Genomic DNA, 15,797 nt, shown 5'->3' with positions numbered 1-15,797 from the left:
GCGAGAAGTGCCACCGGAAACTAGCTCAAGAACGTCGCCGAGACGTCGTCCGAACAACGTAGGTAAATGATGATTCCTGTGTTGAGGGCGCCACCTTGGTTGGTGGAATTACCTAGGTATTGCCGACTATGGACAAGCCATCTCTTGGCGGCGTAACCCAGGGGCTCCAGCGGTTATGTGTGTCGCGCCTTTGTATCGCGCTTTGTCGCGCTGTTGCCACTCAACCGTTGGCCTCGCCCACGCTAACAGGACAATAACGATGGCTATACGAAACGCACACAAATCACTCCGAGCCACCAAGGTACTCGCGGTCGCGATTGCGATCGCCCTTGTGCCCAGCACCATGATTGCCGCAGGCGTGTCGAACGGCGATGTAGCCGCAAGTAAGGCGGCTGCAATAAACCACGCCAAACACGGCAAATATTGCAGCGCCACGGCGCTCAACCAGTATGCGGCCTGTTTGAGCGAGGTCGGCGACGACCATTTCACGGCGAATGCGGTGTGTACCAACGTCTCGGACCCGCAAGCGCGAAGCGAATGTTTTGCCGATGCGCGACAGGAAAGCGGCGAAGCCTTGCAGCTTTGCGGCGAGCAGCGCAGCGCCCGCGGCAATCTTTGCTCAGTGCTCGGAGAGGATCGCTATGACCCGGATATCAATCCGGCAGACTTCGACGACGACTTCACAAACCTCACCAACCCGAATCCCTGGTACCCCCTGGACATCGGCAATCAGTGGGTATACGAGAGCGGGGACGGCAAAGAAATCGTTGCGGTCGAAGTGCTTGACAAGACCAAGCAGATCCAGGGCGTGACCTGCATCGTGGTCAACGATCGCAGCTTCGACGATGGCAGGCTCGTCGAGAACACCGATGATTGGTTTGGCCATCGGCGCGACGGCACCGTTGACTATTGCGGCGAGATCTCTCAGGACTTCGGCTACTTCGACGGTGATGATCCGCAGGAGAGCGAACTCGTTGAGATCGAAGGTTCCTGGAAGGCCGGACGTGACGGTGCCAAGTCCGGCACGCTGTTCCCAAGCATGCCGGTGGTCGGCCGGATCTATCGCACGGAGTACGCAGCCGGCGACGCCGAAGACATAGTCGAAGTTGTCTCGACCAACTACGGTTATGGCGTCGATCCGGATCTCGATCGGTTTGTGCCGCAGGCGCTTGCCGAGTTGATGTGTCCCAACCACGATTGCGTGGTCATGCGTGACACTACGCCGCTGGAACCGGGGGAATTCGAGCACAAGTACTACGCAGTCGGAATCGGGCAGTTCCTCGAGGTCAAACCGGAGGAGGGCGAGTTCGCGCAGTTGGTCGATTGCAATTTCGATGCCAAGTGCGAGCAACTGCCGTAGTCGCAAGACTGATCGGAGCGTACTCTGTGTGTGAGGTGCGCTCCGGTCATCCAACCATGGACCCCGCATGAGTGAATTTATCGATACACGCACGCGAGTCTGGGCAATCGTGGCCATCATCGTGGGCGTCGCGCTGTTGCTCGGCCTCGAACTGATCGAAGAACCGGACACTACGCCACTCGAACTGCTGCTCGAGTTGGTTGATATCTTGCCAATCGTGTTGGCAAGTGTGGGCGTCGTGCTGCTGTTTCGCGTGACCCGGCGCCAACGCGACGATCATCTGCAGGTGATCCGCGATCTCGAAGTCGCCCGACTTCAGGGCCAGCGATGGCGTGCCGATTCACGCGCCCTGCTCGACGGTCTGGGCCAGGCGATAGAAACGCAGTTCTCGCGCTGGAACTTCACCGAGGCCGAACGCGAGGTCGCCCTGCTCCTGCTCAAGGGGTTGAGCAGCAAGGAGATCGCTGCCGTACGTGCAGTAAGTGTGCGCACGATCCACGAACAGGCGCGTTCGATCTATTCCAAGGCCGGGTTGACCGGACGCGCCGCGCTGTCTGCGTTCTTCCTTGAGGATCTGCTTGCACCGATCGAAGGGTTGGGGGGCAGTGCTGATTGACGTCCGCCAGTGGAGTTGTCTTCTACACCGCAACCACCTTGCCCCGCAACGATGCCACGCGCATTGCACCGGCACTGTAGGCGATCACGCGTCCGGGTTCGGCGCGGCCGATCAGAAAGCCGCTGGCGAGTCCGGCAGCCACGATACGCATCGGCGCCCATGTCGATTGCCAGTCAAGTGCGAACCGTTGCAAACGGGTGTCGACACGGCGCTCATGGCGTTGCAGCGCGCGTTCGGCGCGGGTCACGCGGGCAAGGCTCTTGCTGAAGCTCATGATGGCGATCCCTTTGGCCACCTTGCGGCCGGTTCCGGCCCTGTGGCCGAGCCTCAGCCCGCGCGGCAGCGCTCTTGGCCGAACGCGACCGCGCCGCGGTCCAAACCAGGGCGGCGATGTCTTGAGGGCCGCGGGCGGCAGGTGTCAGTCAAACAGCCGCGCTGGCGGCGGTGCCCGGGGCTCGGGGAACAAGGCCCTGGCCGCTGCGGGAGCCTGGTTGCTCAGGTGAGTGAGGATCTTGGCGATCACCGCAGGGGCTTCGATGCAGGCGATCAGCTTGACGGCCCCGCCACAAGTGGGGCAGGTGTCCAGGTCGATCTTGAACACGCGCTTGAGGCGTTGCGCCCAACGCATGGCGGCGTGCTGCTCTGCCGGAGTGCGGTCGTGGGCTTCATCGGGCACAGCCGCCAGCTGGCCGCCCCGGCCCCGCCGGGCGGGAGTGATGAGCGCACGGTCCCGGCTGTTGGGGGCAAACACGCCGTGGAAACGGGTGAGGTGGACGCGGGGCGGGGGCACCAGCGCGGCCAGCTTGGCGATGAAATCCAGCGGCTCGAAGATCACGTGGGTGGTGCCATCGCGGTAGGGGGTTTTCAGGCGATAGCGCAAGTGGCCGTTGGGCAGCAGACTGAGGCGTTTTTCCGAGACGGCCGGGCGGCTGATGTAGCCAGGGTTTGCAGGGTCAAGACCTTGCGGCCCTGGTGGGGGCCGATGGCAATGCGGTAGGTGATGGCATGGCCGAGCAAGGGGGGCATCGGATCGTCATCGCAGGCCTGGTCCGCCAGATGGGCGTGCTCGGCCTCGGGTTCGAGCAGCCCCTGGCGGTGCAGGCACCGGGCCACGCGCCGGACCGGCCGCCCGGGCGTAGGCCGGCGGCCAGCCCGCATCGATCATCACCACGTGCGCGAAGTTCTTCTTGCGGATGGTCCAGCGCGTTCCCGTCCACGCCGGCTCCTCACGGACCTCGGGCAATCCAAGGCAGATCGATCCGAGCCTGGCGACGATTTCGGGCGGAACGCCCGCGTGGCCGGTCATCTGCGACTCCGGCTGGAGAAGTTCGCGCAGTCTACGAAAAGCGTGCTGTGGCGGCACGCGAGCGGCAGGCGAGCCTCATCTTCCCTCTCCGGCGACGGTCACGCGAACGCCGCGACCACCTCGAACTCGCCGTCGTCGTTCTGCGCTTCGACCGCCGTGGGCAGGCCGTGGTAGAGGTTCCGGGCATCGGCCATGATCGTGGCGATCTCCAGCCCCTTGTCGCGCTCTGGGAACCACAGGACCGGCTTGCCGCCGTCGAGCAGTTGCCAACCGCCGCAGGACTTCACCAGTTGCAACGAGGACGTGGCCATCTGTGCGAGCTCCAACCGAAAAAAGCGCCCCGGCCCAGCGGAAGACTTGCTCAAGGTCGCGGCCTGGATTCCGTTGCGGAGCGGCATCCTTTGCCTGTGCATGGGCCGTGCTGCCGGGGCCCACACAGAATGGCCAACCGGCGGCGGCGGCACAGTCGGCGTGTGCCGCGAAGCGGTGTAGGAAAAATCCTACGCCGCATGGAACGGACCTGCGTGGGCTGCCGAGCGGCTTTCCCGATGCAATCGCGAACGAGCCAGACGCGTACAAGCAACCCGACATGACGTGCGCAATCAATCGGCAACAGCGCAACAGGCAGACGCCAGCAATCTACAACTCGATCGCTTCCGCCCTTGTCCGATTGCATCCGACGGTTTGAAGCACATGTATTTGCAGGAGTACGCTGACGTCACGAAACATACCGGGAGGGGGCAGCGATGGCATCCGGCGATGCGACCCGGCTCGGCGCCCTCGGTCGCGGCGCGTTGGGCGCCTTGGTCGCGGCGCTCGCGATCGGCGCGGCAACCGCGATCGGCACCCTGGCGGAAGCGCGCTTCGGCATCGGCGGCATGGCCTGGCACGCGTTGCGTGCGCTGGCGTGCAGCGCGGTGGCCGTACCGCTGATCGTTCTGCTGCGGCGCCGCCTCGACCGCCGAACCATGGCGGGTCTGGGCCTGCCGGACCTGCGCACCGGCATGCGCGACTTCGGGCTCGGAGCGCTCGTCACCTTCGGAGCCGCCGCTGCGATGCTCGGTCTCGGGCACGCGCTGGGCTGGCTCCGGTTCGGCGCGGTTTCCTGGCCGGTGCTGCTGGCCTTCGTCGCCGGCAACGCCGCGGTCGCCCTGTTCTACGAGGCGCTGCCGGAGGAGCTCACGTTGCGCGGCTACGCCTACCGGAATCTGAGCGCAGGGCTGCGCCGCTGGACCGCCGCGCTGTGCACGACCCTGCTGTTCCTGGCCGTGCCGGGGCTGGCCAGCGTGTTCGCGGCAGGATTGGCGACGCTGGTCGGGGCGCCGGCGCCGGCGATCTCGGCGACGCCGGCCGGCCAGGATCCGGTGGCCTACCTGATACTGCTTACGGTGTTCGGCTTCGCCCTGATCGTCGCCCGGGTCGCGACCGGTTCGCTATGGACCTGCATCGCCCTGCACCTGAGCTTCCTGACGATCAACCGCATCTCATTCTTCGGCGACCCGGACCGCACCGGATGGTCCGCGCAGATGACCACGCCCGATGCACTGCTGCTGGTTCCCGGCTACCTGCTGCTGACGGCGGCGATCTTCCTGTTGCTGCCGCGCCTGCAACGCCGCAGAGTCGGAGTCGGATGGCGGTCCCGCGATCCGGAACCCGCGCAGACCTGATCGCGGACGCCGCAACCCCGCACCATGCGGCTCCAGGCCGCTGTCTGCCGAGCGATCCGGCAGGCATGCGGCAGGACAGCCCCCGGACCGCTACCGCACGTCCGCACCCCGCCGCAGCAATCGGCCGGCCTTGCCCACGCGCTCGCGGTTCTCGAACGCCGGCCTGCCGTTCGCCACCACCAGGTCGAAACCCTCCGCCCGCGCGAACGGATCGACGTAGTCCGAACGCGCGCGCACCCGCGCCGGATCGAACAGCACCAGATCCGCACTGGCGCCCGGGCGGATCACGCCGCGATCGGCGAAACCCATCACCGACGCCGGCAGGCCGGTCGCCTTGCGCACCGCCTCCTCCAGCGGCAATTTCCCGGCGACGGCGTACTCGCCGATCCACCTGGCGTAGGTGCCGGTGGCGCGCGGATGGCGCATGCCGGGCGAGCCGTCGGTACAGATGCCGACGATCGGATCGAGCAGCAGCCGTGACTGCAGCGCCTCGTCCATGGTGAAGTGCGCACCGGAGCCGCCGCCCGGGCCCAGTGCGATCAGGAAGTCGACGAAACCGCCGTCCGCCTCCGCGGCCGCCTGCGCCAGGGTCTTGCCGGCATGCGGCGCGCTGCCGAACAGCAACGCTTCGGGACCGCCGCGCCGCGCCACCCGCGCCTCCAGGTAGGCGGCCAGTTCGTCGCGTCGCGCGGCACGCACCGCGGCGTAGTCGGCGGGCGGCAGCGTCCATTCGGGGAACAGGATCGCGATGCCGGTGTAGCCGGCGATATAGGGATAGGCGTCGGCGGTGAGCGGAACGCCGGCGCGGCGCTTGTCGTGCAGGAAGGCGAGCAGCGACTCCGCCGGCGCCTCGCCCTTGGCGTACATCATCTTCAGGTGAGAGATGTGGGTGCGCGCGGGCCGGCTGGCGGCGATGTGTTCCTCGATCGACTGCCGCACCTTGTCGTCGTCCTCCGAGCGCATGTGGCTCATCGCCACGCCGCCGTGGCGGGCGACGGTGGGACCCAGCGCCGCCAGTTCGCGCAATTCGGCGTAGATGCCGGGGACGTATTCCAGTCCGGTGGACAGCCCATGCGATCCGGCGCGCAGGTCGGCCTCCAGCAGCGCGCGCATCCGCTCCAGTCCGGCGTCGGACGGCCGCCGGGTCTCGTCGTCGATGCGCGCCTGCCGGCGCAGCGCGCCGTGGCCGGACAGCGTGGCCACGTTGACGTCGATCGCGGCGGCGTCGACTGCATCCAGCCACGCCGGCAGTCCGGTGGCTTCGCCGTCGGGCAGCGCGGGGCTGCCGCCGTCCTGGCCGAGCACGATCGTGGTCACGCCCATCGCCAGGAAGCCTGCGTAGTCGTCGCGCAGCGGATCGCCGTGGGTGTGGATGTCGATGAAGCCCGGCGCCAGCACCCGGCCGCCGCCTTCGACGATCCGCGCGCCGCGTGCCGACCCGGCGGAGATGCGTCCGATGCGCTCGACCCTGTCGCCTTGCACCAGCACGTCGGTCCGGCGTCCGGGCGCGCCGGTGCCGTCCACCAGCAGCACGTCCCGCAGCAGCAGGCCGGCGGATCCGGAGCGGCCGATGGCCGGCGCCAGCCCGCAGACGGCGCCGGCCGCCATCGCGGTGAGGACCTCGCGTCTGGACCACGTCGAATGCGTCATGGCGGCGAATCCCGTCGGAAGGCGCTCCAGTATGCGAGCGTGGGCGGCCTTGCTCCAAGGACGGTCGCGGCGGGCGGCGTGGGCCGGGCGCCCTGCGTTCCTCACGGCGGTGGGATGCGACCTCTCGGCGCGTGCATTCGGGACCTCATGCAGGCATCGGGTTCCAGCCGCCGGCGCTGTTCCGGTAGCGGGTGATCCAGGCATAGGGAATGGCGTTGAGGAACGCGATTTCCGAACACGTGGGACTGTAGCTGGAAAGGGCGAGGATGCTGGCGAGATTGACCGACTCGCGCGCATCCCACGCCCGTGGATTGTTGACGGCGTTGACCGCGGTGTTGGTGAGCAGGCAGCGGTTGACCTGGCTCGTGGACAGGTCCTGGTCGCCATTGACCACCGTGGGCACCGGCGCATTCCCGAACCCTTGCGAGCTCCACTGGTAGAGCGGCGTGGGGCAGTCGATCCGGTACACATTGCCACCGCCACCCTGCCCGCCGCCGCCCTCGCCACGTTCGGTCGACACCTGGAAGGCGTCGATATCCTTTCCGAAGGACTGCACTTTCACGTACAGGTCGTTGATGCTGATGAGGTTGGGCCCCAGCGAGCCCAGCCAGTTCCGGATCGACTGGCCGCGGCCGACCGGCAGGTGGACCGCGGCGTTGGCGTCGAGCGTCGCGCGGACGACCAGCTCCCGCGCGACGGCCAGGTCCAGGTACAGGCCCTTCGGCTGGAATCCCCCCGCGTCCCTGATCTCCTCGGGACTGCGCCCATCCACGCGATACACGGTGATCGTCACGATGCTCTCCTCATGCTGGCCGGAATCGAGGGCGCGCGGACGACGCGTGCCCGTCCTTCCTTGAACGCTCTCCGGCGCATCGCGTGAATCGCGGTGCAGTACCCCCGCACCGGACGTGCCGCCAACGCGGGACCGCGGGCTCTGCCATGGAATTCCGCGTGCGTGCTTCACGTTTTGTCCTCGCCGGCGTTCGAACAGGTGCAGGCGCGAACGCGCCCACTGCGGGCGCGGATGGTCAGCTCGAAGAGCCTGCACAGTCCGGCGCCACCGGCGGCGCGTCGTGGTCGACGCATTGCCGCAACCCGCGTGGCAGCTGCTCCAGGTGCTGGCGCTCGCCGGCGGACAGGGTGAATGCGTGCACCACCCGCGCGCCGCAGCCGTCGTCCGGATTGCCGGCCGCGTCGGCGGCGCAATCGTCGACGAACAGCACATAGTGGCAACTGCCGCTGACGCTGCGCAGGCATTCGAACTCGCCCTCGCCGCCCATCACCGTCGAACGCGTGGCGTTCACCGCCCGGCCTTCGATCGAGAGCTGGTTGACCGTGGTGAGGCCGGCCTCGAACTTGCAGCCGGCCAGCAGCAGGCAGGCAATCGGAACGATGGGACGCAGCATGGTGGTTCCTCCCGGTACGTAACGCATGTCACATGTTGCGGAACAGCGGCATGAACGGCTGGCTGACCGGCAGCGTCTCGTCGCGGCCGCGCAGGCGCAGCAGGCCGCGGCCGCCGTCCTCGCGCACCACCGCCGCGATCGCCTTGATGTTGACGATGGTGGCCCGGTGCACCTGCTTGAACACCGCCGGATCGAGCACCGCCAGCAGTTCGCGCACCGGAGTGCGCAACAGCGCCTCGCCTTCGGCGGTGACTGCGACGGTGTACTTGTTGTCGGCGCGGAAATACAGCACGTCCTCGACCAGGATCAGGCGCGTCTCGCGGCCATGGCTGGCGGTGATCCACGACAGCGGCTCGGGTGCGTCCGGACGCGGCTGCGCCTGCAGCTGTCGCAGCAGCACTTCCAGCGTCGCGGCGTCGGGATGGGCGTCGGCGCTGCGCGCCTGCAGCCGGCGGATGCTGGCGTCCAGGCGTTCGCGCGTCACCGGCTTGAGCAGGTAGTCGACCGCGCCGCGCTCGAACGCGTCCAGCGCGTATTGGTCGTAGGCGGTCACGAACACCACGCGCGTGGCCGGGTTGGACTCGGCCGCCGCGGCCGCGACCTCCAGTCCGGTCAGTCCCGGCATGCGGATGTCGAGGAAGGCGTAGTCCGGCGCGTGCGTGCCGATGGCCTCGAGCGCGCTGCCGCCGTCCTCGCACTGGGCGACGATCTCGAGCCCGGGCCAGGCATCGGCCAGCAGCGATGCGAGCGCGGCGCGCAGCAGGTCCTCGTCTTCGGCGATCACGCAGCTAGGCATGGGCCGGCTCCCGATGGCCGTGCTCCGGCTGTGCCGGCACGGTGACCGTCGCGGCGACGCCGGACGGGAAGTTGGCGGCGATGCGCAGGCCGGCCGCGTCGCCGTAGGTCAGGCGCAGGCGCTCGCGCACGTTGCGCAGGCCGATGCCGGTGCCGGCGCTTTCGCTGGAGAAGCCGCGGCCGTCGTCGGCCACCGTCACCGCCACCCGGCCGTCGCTGTCACGGGCACGGATCCATACCGTGCCGCCGCCCGGCTTGGGCTCGAGCCCGTGCTTGATCGCGTTCTCCACCAGGGTCTGCAGCATCATCGCCGGGAACGGCACCGCCAGCAGCGCCTCGGGCACGTCGATCTGCGTGGCCAGGCGCCCGCCCATGCGGAACTTCATGATCTCCAGCCAGGCATTGGCGCGCTCGAGCTCCTCGCCCAGCGTGGACTGCCCCTGCAGCGTGCGCGGCAGCGAACGACGCAGGTACTCGATGAGGTGGCCGAGCATCTGGTCGGCGCGCACCGGATCGCTGCGGGTGAGCAGCTGCGCGCTGGCGAGCGTGTTGTAGAGGAAATGCGGTTCGACCTGCGCATGCAGCAGGCTCAGCCTGGCCTCGCTCAGCTCCTTGGCGCTGGCGGTACGGTGCGCGGCGGCCTGCTCGCCGCGGCGCTGGGCGCCGACCCGTCGGGTGATCGCACGGGTGATCGCTTCGGCGGTCTCCAGGTTGCTGCCGTGGTCGACGCGCAGCCAGTCGGTCCAGGCCGCGCTCTCCGGCTCGCAGGCCAGGGTGATGGTGGAGGTGTCGCCGTTCGGGTGCACCGTCGCGGTGACCACGTCGCGCCGGCCGCCGAGCCGGCGATCGATCCAGCCCATCGGATCGAAGCGGCCCTGCTCGCCGTACGGGCCGGTGCGCTGCACGCCGGCGTGCACGCGCAGGCTGTCGCGCGCCGCTTCGATGTCTCCGACGTTGGGCAGCTCGCGCAGCGCGGCGTCGATCAGGTCGAAGGCCTCGCCCGCGGCGAACGGCACCTCCACCTGCCGCCGCTGGCGGTTGCGCAGATGCTCCGGCGCGGGCTGGCCGATGATCATCCGCACGCGGTACACGTGCGAGATCGCATCCGGGATCACGAATGCCAGGGTCACGACCGCCAGCAGCAGCACGATGAACTCCGGCAGGCCCAGGTTCGCCCAGACGATCAGCACCGCCAGGTAGAACACGCACCAACCCAGAACATGGCGGAACACGAAGGAGAAAGTGGACATCGCGGCGGCGGACGGTATGTGGATGGGACGAGCATAGCGAGGCGCGCCCGCGCCGTGGCGCCTGTTGCGACGAAACCGGTCGCCGCGCCGATGGAAGCCCGGAATCGTGGCCCGGAAGCCGCGCGATCATCCTCATCGGCATCGGCTACGCTGCCGGAGACGGCGTTGACCCTGAGGTTTCCACATTTTTGGCGCTTGGCTTCCCCCTTTGAAAAAGGGGGATTGAGGGGGGCGAAAGCCGCCGCTTGCAAGCCGCAGGCTTGCGGCGGCTTGAGCCCCCCCCCCGCGCGCTGCACGGGGGCCGGGAGTCGCGCAGCGATTTGCTTTGACCCCGTTCGCGCCGCTGCCCCGTCTATCCCTGTACCACCCGCCGCCCGGCGCCGCCGCCGGGCCTCGAACAAGGAGCATGTCATGGGGTTGCGACCACTATTGCCGTTGATGCTTTGCCTGGGCGCCGCGTCCGGCGTCGCCGCGGCCGCGCCGGAGGCGGCGCGTCACGACGGCGCGGACACCGCGTCCGCGGCCGGCGGCACGCTGCAGGCCTTCCAGAGCGAACGCGAACTCGAGCGGCTGCTGGCGCGCTGGATGCAGCGGGCGAAAGCCGAGCGCAGACAGCAGAAGAGAATGCTCGCCAAGGCGCCGGCACCCCCCGCCCCGGCATCCGTTGCCCAGGAGGCGGCCGCACCTGCGCTCGATTCGGCCGTCGTGGCCGGAGCATCCATCGCCGAGGCCGATGAGTCGATCACCAACGTGCAGACCGCGGGCGTCGACGAAGGCGGCATCGTCAAGCGCCACGGCGAGCACCTGGTGGTGCTGCGCCGCGGCCGGCTGTTCACGGTCAGGATCGGCGGCGACCGGCTGCAACCGGTGTCCAGCGTGGACGCCTTCGGTCCCGGCACCGATCCCGGCGGCGCCTGGTACGACGAGATGCTGGTCGGCGGCGACACCGTCGTCGTGGTCGGCTACAGCTACGCGCGCGGCGGCACCGAACTGGTGCTGTTCGACATCGCCGGCAGCGGCGCGCTGCGCTATCGCGATACCTATCACCTGCGCAGCAACGACTACTACTCCGCGCGCAACTACGCCAGCCGGCTGATCGGCCAGACGCTGGTGTTCTACACGCCGATGCCGCTGAACGCCTGGAGCCTGACGCAGCAGGATTTCGGGCCGGCGCTGCGGCGCTGGCGCCCGGATGCGCCTCCCGCCGAGTTCCGGCGCATCCTGCCGGCCACGCGCATCTACCGGGCCGACGACGAGCTCGATCCGTTCGACACCAGCCTCGCGCTGCACACCGTGACCCGCTGCGACCTGTCCACGCCGACGCTCGACTGCAGCTCCAGCGCGGTCCTGGGGCCGAGCGGACGCGTGTTCTACGTCTCCGCCGACTCCGTGTTCGTCTGGACCACGGCGCACGGCGCCGGGAAGACCAACACTTCGTCGGTGTTCCGCATCCCGCTGGACGATGCCGCCCCCACCGCGCTCAAGACCCGCGGCGCGCCGATCGACCAGCTGTCGTTCCTGCACGATGCCGACGACCACCTCAACGTGCTGCTGTCCGCCGCGGGCGCCGGCGAAGGCATGTGGGGCGACGAATCGAGCGCCGGCGGCCTGGCGCTGCTGCGGGTGCCGCTGGCGAGTTTCGGCGACGGCCGCAGCGCCGCGCCCGCCAGCGCCTACCGCAGCCTGCCGGGCACCGCCGCCGGCGCCATGCAGAACCGTTTCGTCGGCGACTGGCTGCTGTACGGCGCCGCGCCGTACCGCTGGCGCTCGGCATCGGATACCGACGCCGATCCCGGCACCACCGCCTACGCCCTGCGCTATGGTGCCAACGACGCCATACAGTCGCTCCGGATCGGGCATGGCACCGAGCGCATCGAGGCGCTCGGCGGCAATGCGCTCCTGGTCGGCAGCGCAGGCGGCGACCTGCATTTCACCAGCGTGCGGCTGGATCGGCGGGCGGCAACCGGCACGGTCTACGTGCAGCCCGACGCGGCCCAGGGCGAAAGCCGCACGCACGGCTTCTTCTATCGCGCGCAGTCCGCGGATCAAGGCATTGCGGGGCTACCGATCATCGCGCAGCGCCGCGGCAACTCGATGCAGCGCTACCTCGACGAGTCGGCCTCGGTGCTCTACCTGCGCAACCGCGACCTGCGGCTCGCGCCGATGGGACAGCTCGTCGCCGACGCCGACCGCGCCGTCGACGACGGCTGCCGCGCCAGCTGCGTCGACTGGTACGGCAACGCGCGTCCGGTCTTCATCGGCGAGCGCGTATTCGCCCTGCTCGGCTACGAACTGGTCGAGGGGCGGGTCGTGCGCGAGCGCATCGTCGAACGCCGCCGCACCAGCTTCGCGCCGGCCGCTGCCGTGAGCGAATGACGTCGCGCCAGAGTTCAACGTCCGCAGGCGGCCCGCCTCCGTAGGAGCGCGCCATGCGCTATCCGGCCGGTCCCACCCGGGACGTCACGATCGCGCCTTCGGTCACCACCAGCAACACATGACTGTCCGCGTCCAGGCGGTGTCGGTCGCGGAGCACGGGATGCGGGGCGACATCCAGCAGCCCGGCGAGTCCCGCGGCCCCCGACGGCGTCGTCTCCACGCCACCCGTATCGCGCAGGACGTCCACGGCGTCGCGCAACCGTTCCTCGCCGACCAGCACGGACTCGGCCGCGTGCCGGAGCAGCACCTCCAGCGCCGGCGCGGACGCCAGCCCGCAGGACAGCATGTCGGCGCACGTGTGCAGGTCGCCGGCGATCCGCACCGGAGCGCCGGCCGAGAGCGCTCGCGAAACGCAGTCGGCCGACTCGGGCTCGACGACGAGCAACCTGTTCGGCGCCCGCATCACGCCGTGAAGCCCCTCGGCCATCGCGGCGGCCAGTCCGCCCACCCCGGCCTGGACGAACAGGTGGGTCGGCCGGGCGCCCGCATGCTCGCGCAACTGCGCGGCGATCTCGCCGGTCATCACCGCATAGCCCGCCATCACGTCGCCGACCACCTGGTCGTGCACATCGGCGGAGGTGTCTGGAACCAGCAGCCCGTCTCCACTGAAGGCCGCCGCCACGGCGGCGGACACCGCGTCGTCATAGGTACCCGACACGCGAATCACCTCACCGCCCAGCACCTCGATCCGGTCGGCACGGGTCCCGGCGACGGACTCGGGCAGATAGATGCGCGAACCCGCACCGGCGCGCGCCGCGGCGGCCGCGACCGCAAGGCCGTGATTGCCGTCGCTGGCGCAGACCAGCCGCGGTAGCCTTGCGCCGGAAGCGCCGGCGGCGAGCAGCGCCCGGATCGAGCGCGCGCCCGCGGCCCGCGCGAGCGCCCGCAGCCCGGCGAGCATCCCGCCGAGCGACTTGAAGTTGCCGAGGTTCCGTTCCCACTCCGCCTTCACGAATACGCGGCCAACGCCGGCCAGGCGCGCGAGGCCGGGAAGTTCGACCAGCCGGGTCCGCCGGTACTCGGTCCAGTCGGCGGGATCGGCGGAGGGCGGGGAATGCAGTGATCGGTGCATGCCGCCAGCTTGTCATGCGGCACCTGCCGTCTCGCCGCGAAAAAAAGCGTATGGCGCGGGAAATCGGCGCCTCGCGCGCTGCATCGGTCGAAAAGACGCATCAGCGCAACGCTGGCGTTAACAGGCCCTAGGTCTCCTGCCCGCCGGAATCCGGCGGCACGGGAATGGTCAGTCCGCGCTTGACCACGCTCATGGCGACGTTGGTGGTGAAGCGCTTGACGTTGGGATGCTCGCCGACGATGCGCGACATCAGCGCCTCGTAGGTTTCGGTGTCCGGCGCGCTGATGACGAGGACGAAGTCGGCCTCTCCGGTCACGTAGAAGACCTGCTGGATGTGCGCCTGCGCCGCCAGCCAGCTGCGCAGTTGCGCCAACAGCTCGGGCCGCTCGCGCTCGACCTGCAGCGAGACGATGAAAATCGTGGTCCGCCCCACCTTTCCGGGATCGACGACCGCGATGTCGCGTGCGATCACGCCTTGCTCGCGCAGGCGCCGCAGCCGGCGCTGGATGGCGGAAGGCGACAGCGCGACCTGTTCGGCCAGCTGTTCCGAGGTCCGGCCCGCGTCTTCCTGGACCAGATTGAGCAGCTGACGGTCGAAACGATCCAGTTCCATCGGTGAACGCTTCCGTCAGTGGGGAAACAACGCGGCGAAACGGCACGGAGACATCGATCTGCGCGGCCAAACGGATGACGACCGCCCCTAGGATTCTAGGCCCCTGCACGAAGCCGAGTCCATGGACACCGACAAGCTGCTCGACACGATCGCCCGCACCTGGGATGCCGGCGTCACGCCGGCCCTGCTCGACTACATCGCCATTCCCTGCGAATCGCCCGCCTTCGATCCGCAGTGGCAGGCCAACGGCCACATGGACCGCGCGGTCGAGCTGATGATGGACTGGGCGCGGGACAAGCTCGGCGGTCTGCCGGATGCATCGGTGGAGGCGATCCGGCTGCCCGGACGCACGCCGGTGATCTTCATCGACATCCCCGGCGACGATGCGTCGGCGCCCGTGCTCGTCTACGGTCATCTCGACAAGCAGCCGCCCATGGAGGGCTGGGCGCCCGGCCGCGGCGCGTGGACGCCGACGCTGGAGGGCGAACGGCTGTACGGCCGCGGCGGCGCCGACGACGGCTACGCGATCTTCAGCGCGATCACCGCCGTGCTGGCGCTGCGCGAGCAGGGCGTGGCGCATGCACGCTGCACGATCCTGATCGAGGCCTGCGAGGAATCCGGCAGCGCCGACCTGCCCCACTACATCGACCATCTCGCGCCGCGGCTCGGCGCGCCGGCGGTCGTCGTGGTGCTGGACGCGAACTGCGGCAACTACGACCAGCTGTGGATGACCACCTCCCTGCGCGGCCAGGTCGCCGGCACCCTGACCGTGCGGGTGCTCGACGAGGGCATGCATTCCGGCGATGCGTCCGGCGTAGTGCCCTCGAGCTTCCGGATCGCGCGGCTGTTGCTGTCGCGGATCGAGGATCCGGCCAGCGGCGAGATCGTGCCGTCGTTCCACGTCTCCATTCCCGAAGCGCGCACGGCGCAGGCCGCGCGGGCCGGCGCCGCCCTCGGCGCCGACGTCCACCGGCAGCTGCCGCTGCATGGCGCGACGAAGCCGGTGGCCGACGACGCCGAGACGCTGCTCCTCAACCGCGCCTGGCGTCCGCAGCTGGCCGTGATCGGCATCGACGGACTGCCCGGCGTGGCGAGCGCGGCCGCGGTCATGCAGCCGGCGACCTCGCTGAAACTCAGCCTGCGGCTGCCTCCCACGCTGGATCCACGGGCCGCCGCGCGACAGCTCAAGGCGCTGTTGGAGTCCGACCCGCCCTACGGCTGCGAAGCGAGCTTCCGCGTCGACATGGTGTCGGAAGGCTGGCATGCGCCGCCGGTCGCCCCCTGGCTCCAGGCGACCCTGGACCGGGCCTCGACCATCGCGTTCGGCCGGCCCAGCGCGCTCATCGGCGGCGGCGGCGGCATTCCGTTCCTGGCGATGCTGGGCGAACGCTTTCCCGAAGCGCAATTCGTGGTCACCGGCGTATTGGGACCGCAGTCCAACGCCCACGGGCCGAACGAGTTTCTGCACATCCCCGCCGCCAAGCGCGTCACCGCGGCGGTGGCGCAGGTCCTGCACGACGCAAGCACCTCCGTCGCCAGGCCGCACGCATCGATCCAGCGTCACCAGCCGGCGCCGCACCTGGCTTCCCGCACGTCCATCTGAATCACGTCCATGTGAACCCGGAA

At 69.2% G+C, this 15,797-nt stretch carries 14 protein-coding genes and 1 pseudogene; 5 read left to right on the top strand and 10 right to left on the bottom strand.

What is annotated here, in order from left to right:
• Positions 1–259 precede the first annotated feature (259 nt).
• Both AB5T46_RS08915 and AB5T46_RS08910 read left to right on the top strand, forming a co-directional pair.
• Positions 260–1,360, top strand: coding sequence for a hypothetical protein (locus AB5T46_RS08915; protein WP_370563546.1), 1,101 nt, complete (start codon positions 260–262; stop codon positions 1,358–1,360).
• Positions 1,361–1,427: 67 nt separating this feature from the next.
• On the top strand, positions 1,428–1,976 hold the full coding sequence (locus tag AB5T46_RS08910) for a helix-turn-helix transcriptional regulator (protein ID WP_370563545.1): 549 nt from the start codon (positions 1,428–1,430) through the stop codon (positions 1,974–1,976).
• A 22-nt stretch (positions 1,977–1,998) separates the two neighbouring features.
• On the opposite strand, the gene AB5T46_RS08905 is transcribed toward AB5T46_RS08910, so the two are convergent.
• The 3 genes and pseudogenes from AB5T46_RS08905 to AB5T46_RS08895 all read right to left on the bottom strand — a co-directional run bounded on the left by AB5T46_RS08905 (position 1,999) and on the right by AB5T46_RS08895 (position 3,593).
• The gene (locus AB5T46_RS08905; protein ID WP_370563544.1) at positions 1,999–2,250 is read right to left on the bottom strand and encodes a hypothetical protein; all 252 of its coding nucleotides are present in this window, start codon (positions 2,248–2,250) and stop codon (positions 1,999–2,001) included.
• Between the two features lie 144 nt (positions 2,251–2,394).
• Positions 2,395–3,092, bottom strand: a pseudogene (locus tag AB5T46_RS08900) (transposase); the annotation flags it as partial.
• A 288-nt stretch (positions 3,093–3,380) separates the two neighbouring features.
• Entirely contained in the window at positions 3,381–3,593 is a 213-nt protein-coding gene (locus AB5T46_RS08895; protein ID WP_370563543.1) for a hypothetical protein, read from the bottom strand.
• A 435-nt stretch (positions 3,594–4,028) separates the two neighbouring features.
• Between AB5T46_RS08895 and AB5T46_RS08890 the strand changes: the two genes are divergently transcribed.
• On the top strand, positions 4,029–4,949 hold the full coding sequence (locus AB5T46_RS08890) for a CPBP family glutamic-type intramembrane protease (protein ID WP_370563542.1): 921 nt from the start codon (positions 4,029–4,031) through the stop codon (positions 4,947–4,949).
• 90 nt (positions 4,950–5,039) lie between these two features.
• Here the strand turns inward: AB5T46_RS08890 and AB5T46_RS08885 are convergent, their stop codons facing one another.
• From AB5T46_RS08885 to AB5T46_RS08865, 5 genes are all read right to left on the bottom strand, one after another.
• On the bottom strand, positions 5,040–6,599 hold the full coding sequence (locus AB5T46_RS08885) for an N-acyl-D-amino-acid deacylase family protein (protein ID WP_370563541.1): 1,560 nt from the start codon (positions 6,597–6,599) through the stop codon (positions 5,040–5,042).
• A 145-nt stretch (positions 6,600–6,744) separates the two neighbouring features.
• A complete protein-coding gene (locus tag AB5T46_RS08880; protein ID WP_370563540.1) occupies positions 6,745–7,392 on the bottom strand; it encodes a hypothetical protein in 648 nt (215 codons plus the stop codon).
• Positions 7,393–7,627: 235 nt separating this feature from the next.
• On the bottom strand, positions 7,628–8,005 hold the full coding sequence (locus tag AB5T46_RS08875; protein ID WP_370563539.1) for a hypothetical protein: 378 nt from the start codon (positions 8,003–8,005) through the stop codon (positions 7,628–7,630).
• A gap of 28 nt (positions 8,006–8,033) precedes the next feature.
• Entirely contained in the window at positions 8,034–8,801 is a 768-nt protein-coding gene (locus tag AB5T46_RS08870; protein ID WP_370563538.1) for a LytR/AlgR family response regulator transcription factor, read from the bottom strand.
• Positions 8,794–10,050 (bottom strand): sensor histidine kinase, encoded by a 1,257-nt coding sequence (locus AB5T46_RS08865; protein ID WP_370563537.1) that lies wholly within the window; start codon positions 10,048–10,050, stop codon positions 8,794–8,796. The genes AB5T46_RS08870 and AB5T46_RS08865 overlap by 8 nt, the downstream gene beginning before the upstream one ends.
• Positions 10,051–10,461: 411 nt before the next feature.
• Between AB5T46_RS08865 and AB5T46_RS08860 the strand changes: the two genes are divergently transcribed.
• The gene (locus AB5T46_RS08860) at positions 10,462–12,426 is read left to right on the top strand and encodes a beta-propeller domain-containing protein (RefSeq protein ID WP_370563536.1); all 1,965 of its coding nucleotides are present in this window, start codon (positions 10,462–10,464) and stop codon (positions 12,424–12,426) included.
• A gap of 58 nt (positions 12,427–12,484) precedes the next feature.
• Here AB5T46_RS08860 and AB5T46_RS08855 read toward each other — a convergent pair whose 3' ends face one another.
• Together AB5T46_RS08855 and AB5T46_RS08850 are read right to left on the bottom strand one after the other, a co-directional pair.
• Positions 12,485–13,558: a pyridoxal-phosphate dependent enzyme gene (locus AB5T46_RS08855; protein WP_370563535.1), complete on the bottom strand. Its 1,074-nt coding sequence runs from the start codon at positions 13,556–13,558 to the stop codon at positions 12,485–12,487.
• A 127-nt stretch (positions 13,559–13,685) separates the two neighbouring features.
• Positions 13,686–14,171 carry an Lrp/AsnC family transcriptional regulator gene (locus tag AB5T46_RS08850; RefSeq protein ID WP_370563534.1) on the bottom strand — a complete coding sequence of 162 codons (486 nt, stop codon included), beginning with the start codon at positions 14,169–14,171 and terminating at the stop codon, positions 13,686–13,688.
• 121 nt (positions 14,172–14,292) lie between these two features.
• On the opposite strand from AB5T46_RS08850, the gene AB5T46_RS08845 reads away from it, so the two are divergent.
• Positions 14,293–15,774, top strand: coding sequence for a M20/M25/M40 family metallo-hydrolase (locus AB5T46_RS08845; protein ID WP_370563533.1), 1,482 nt, complete (start codon positions 14,293–14,295; stop codon positions 15,772–15,774).
• Positions 15,775–15,797: the final 23 nt, after the last annotated feature.

Origin of the sequence: Luteimonas salinilitoris (genome assembly GCF_041300785.1) — a bacterium.
Classification (GTDB): Bacteria; Pseudomonadota; Gammaproteobacteria; order Xanthomonadales; family Xanthomonadaceae; genus Luteimonas; species Luteimonas salinilitoris.
This window is presented reverse-complemented; position numbering and strand designations above follow the sequence as displayed.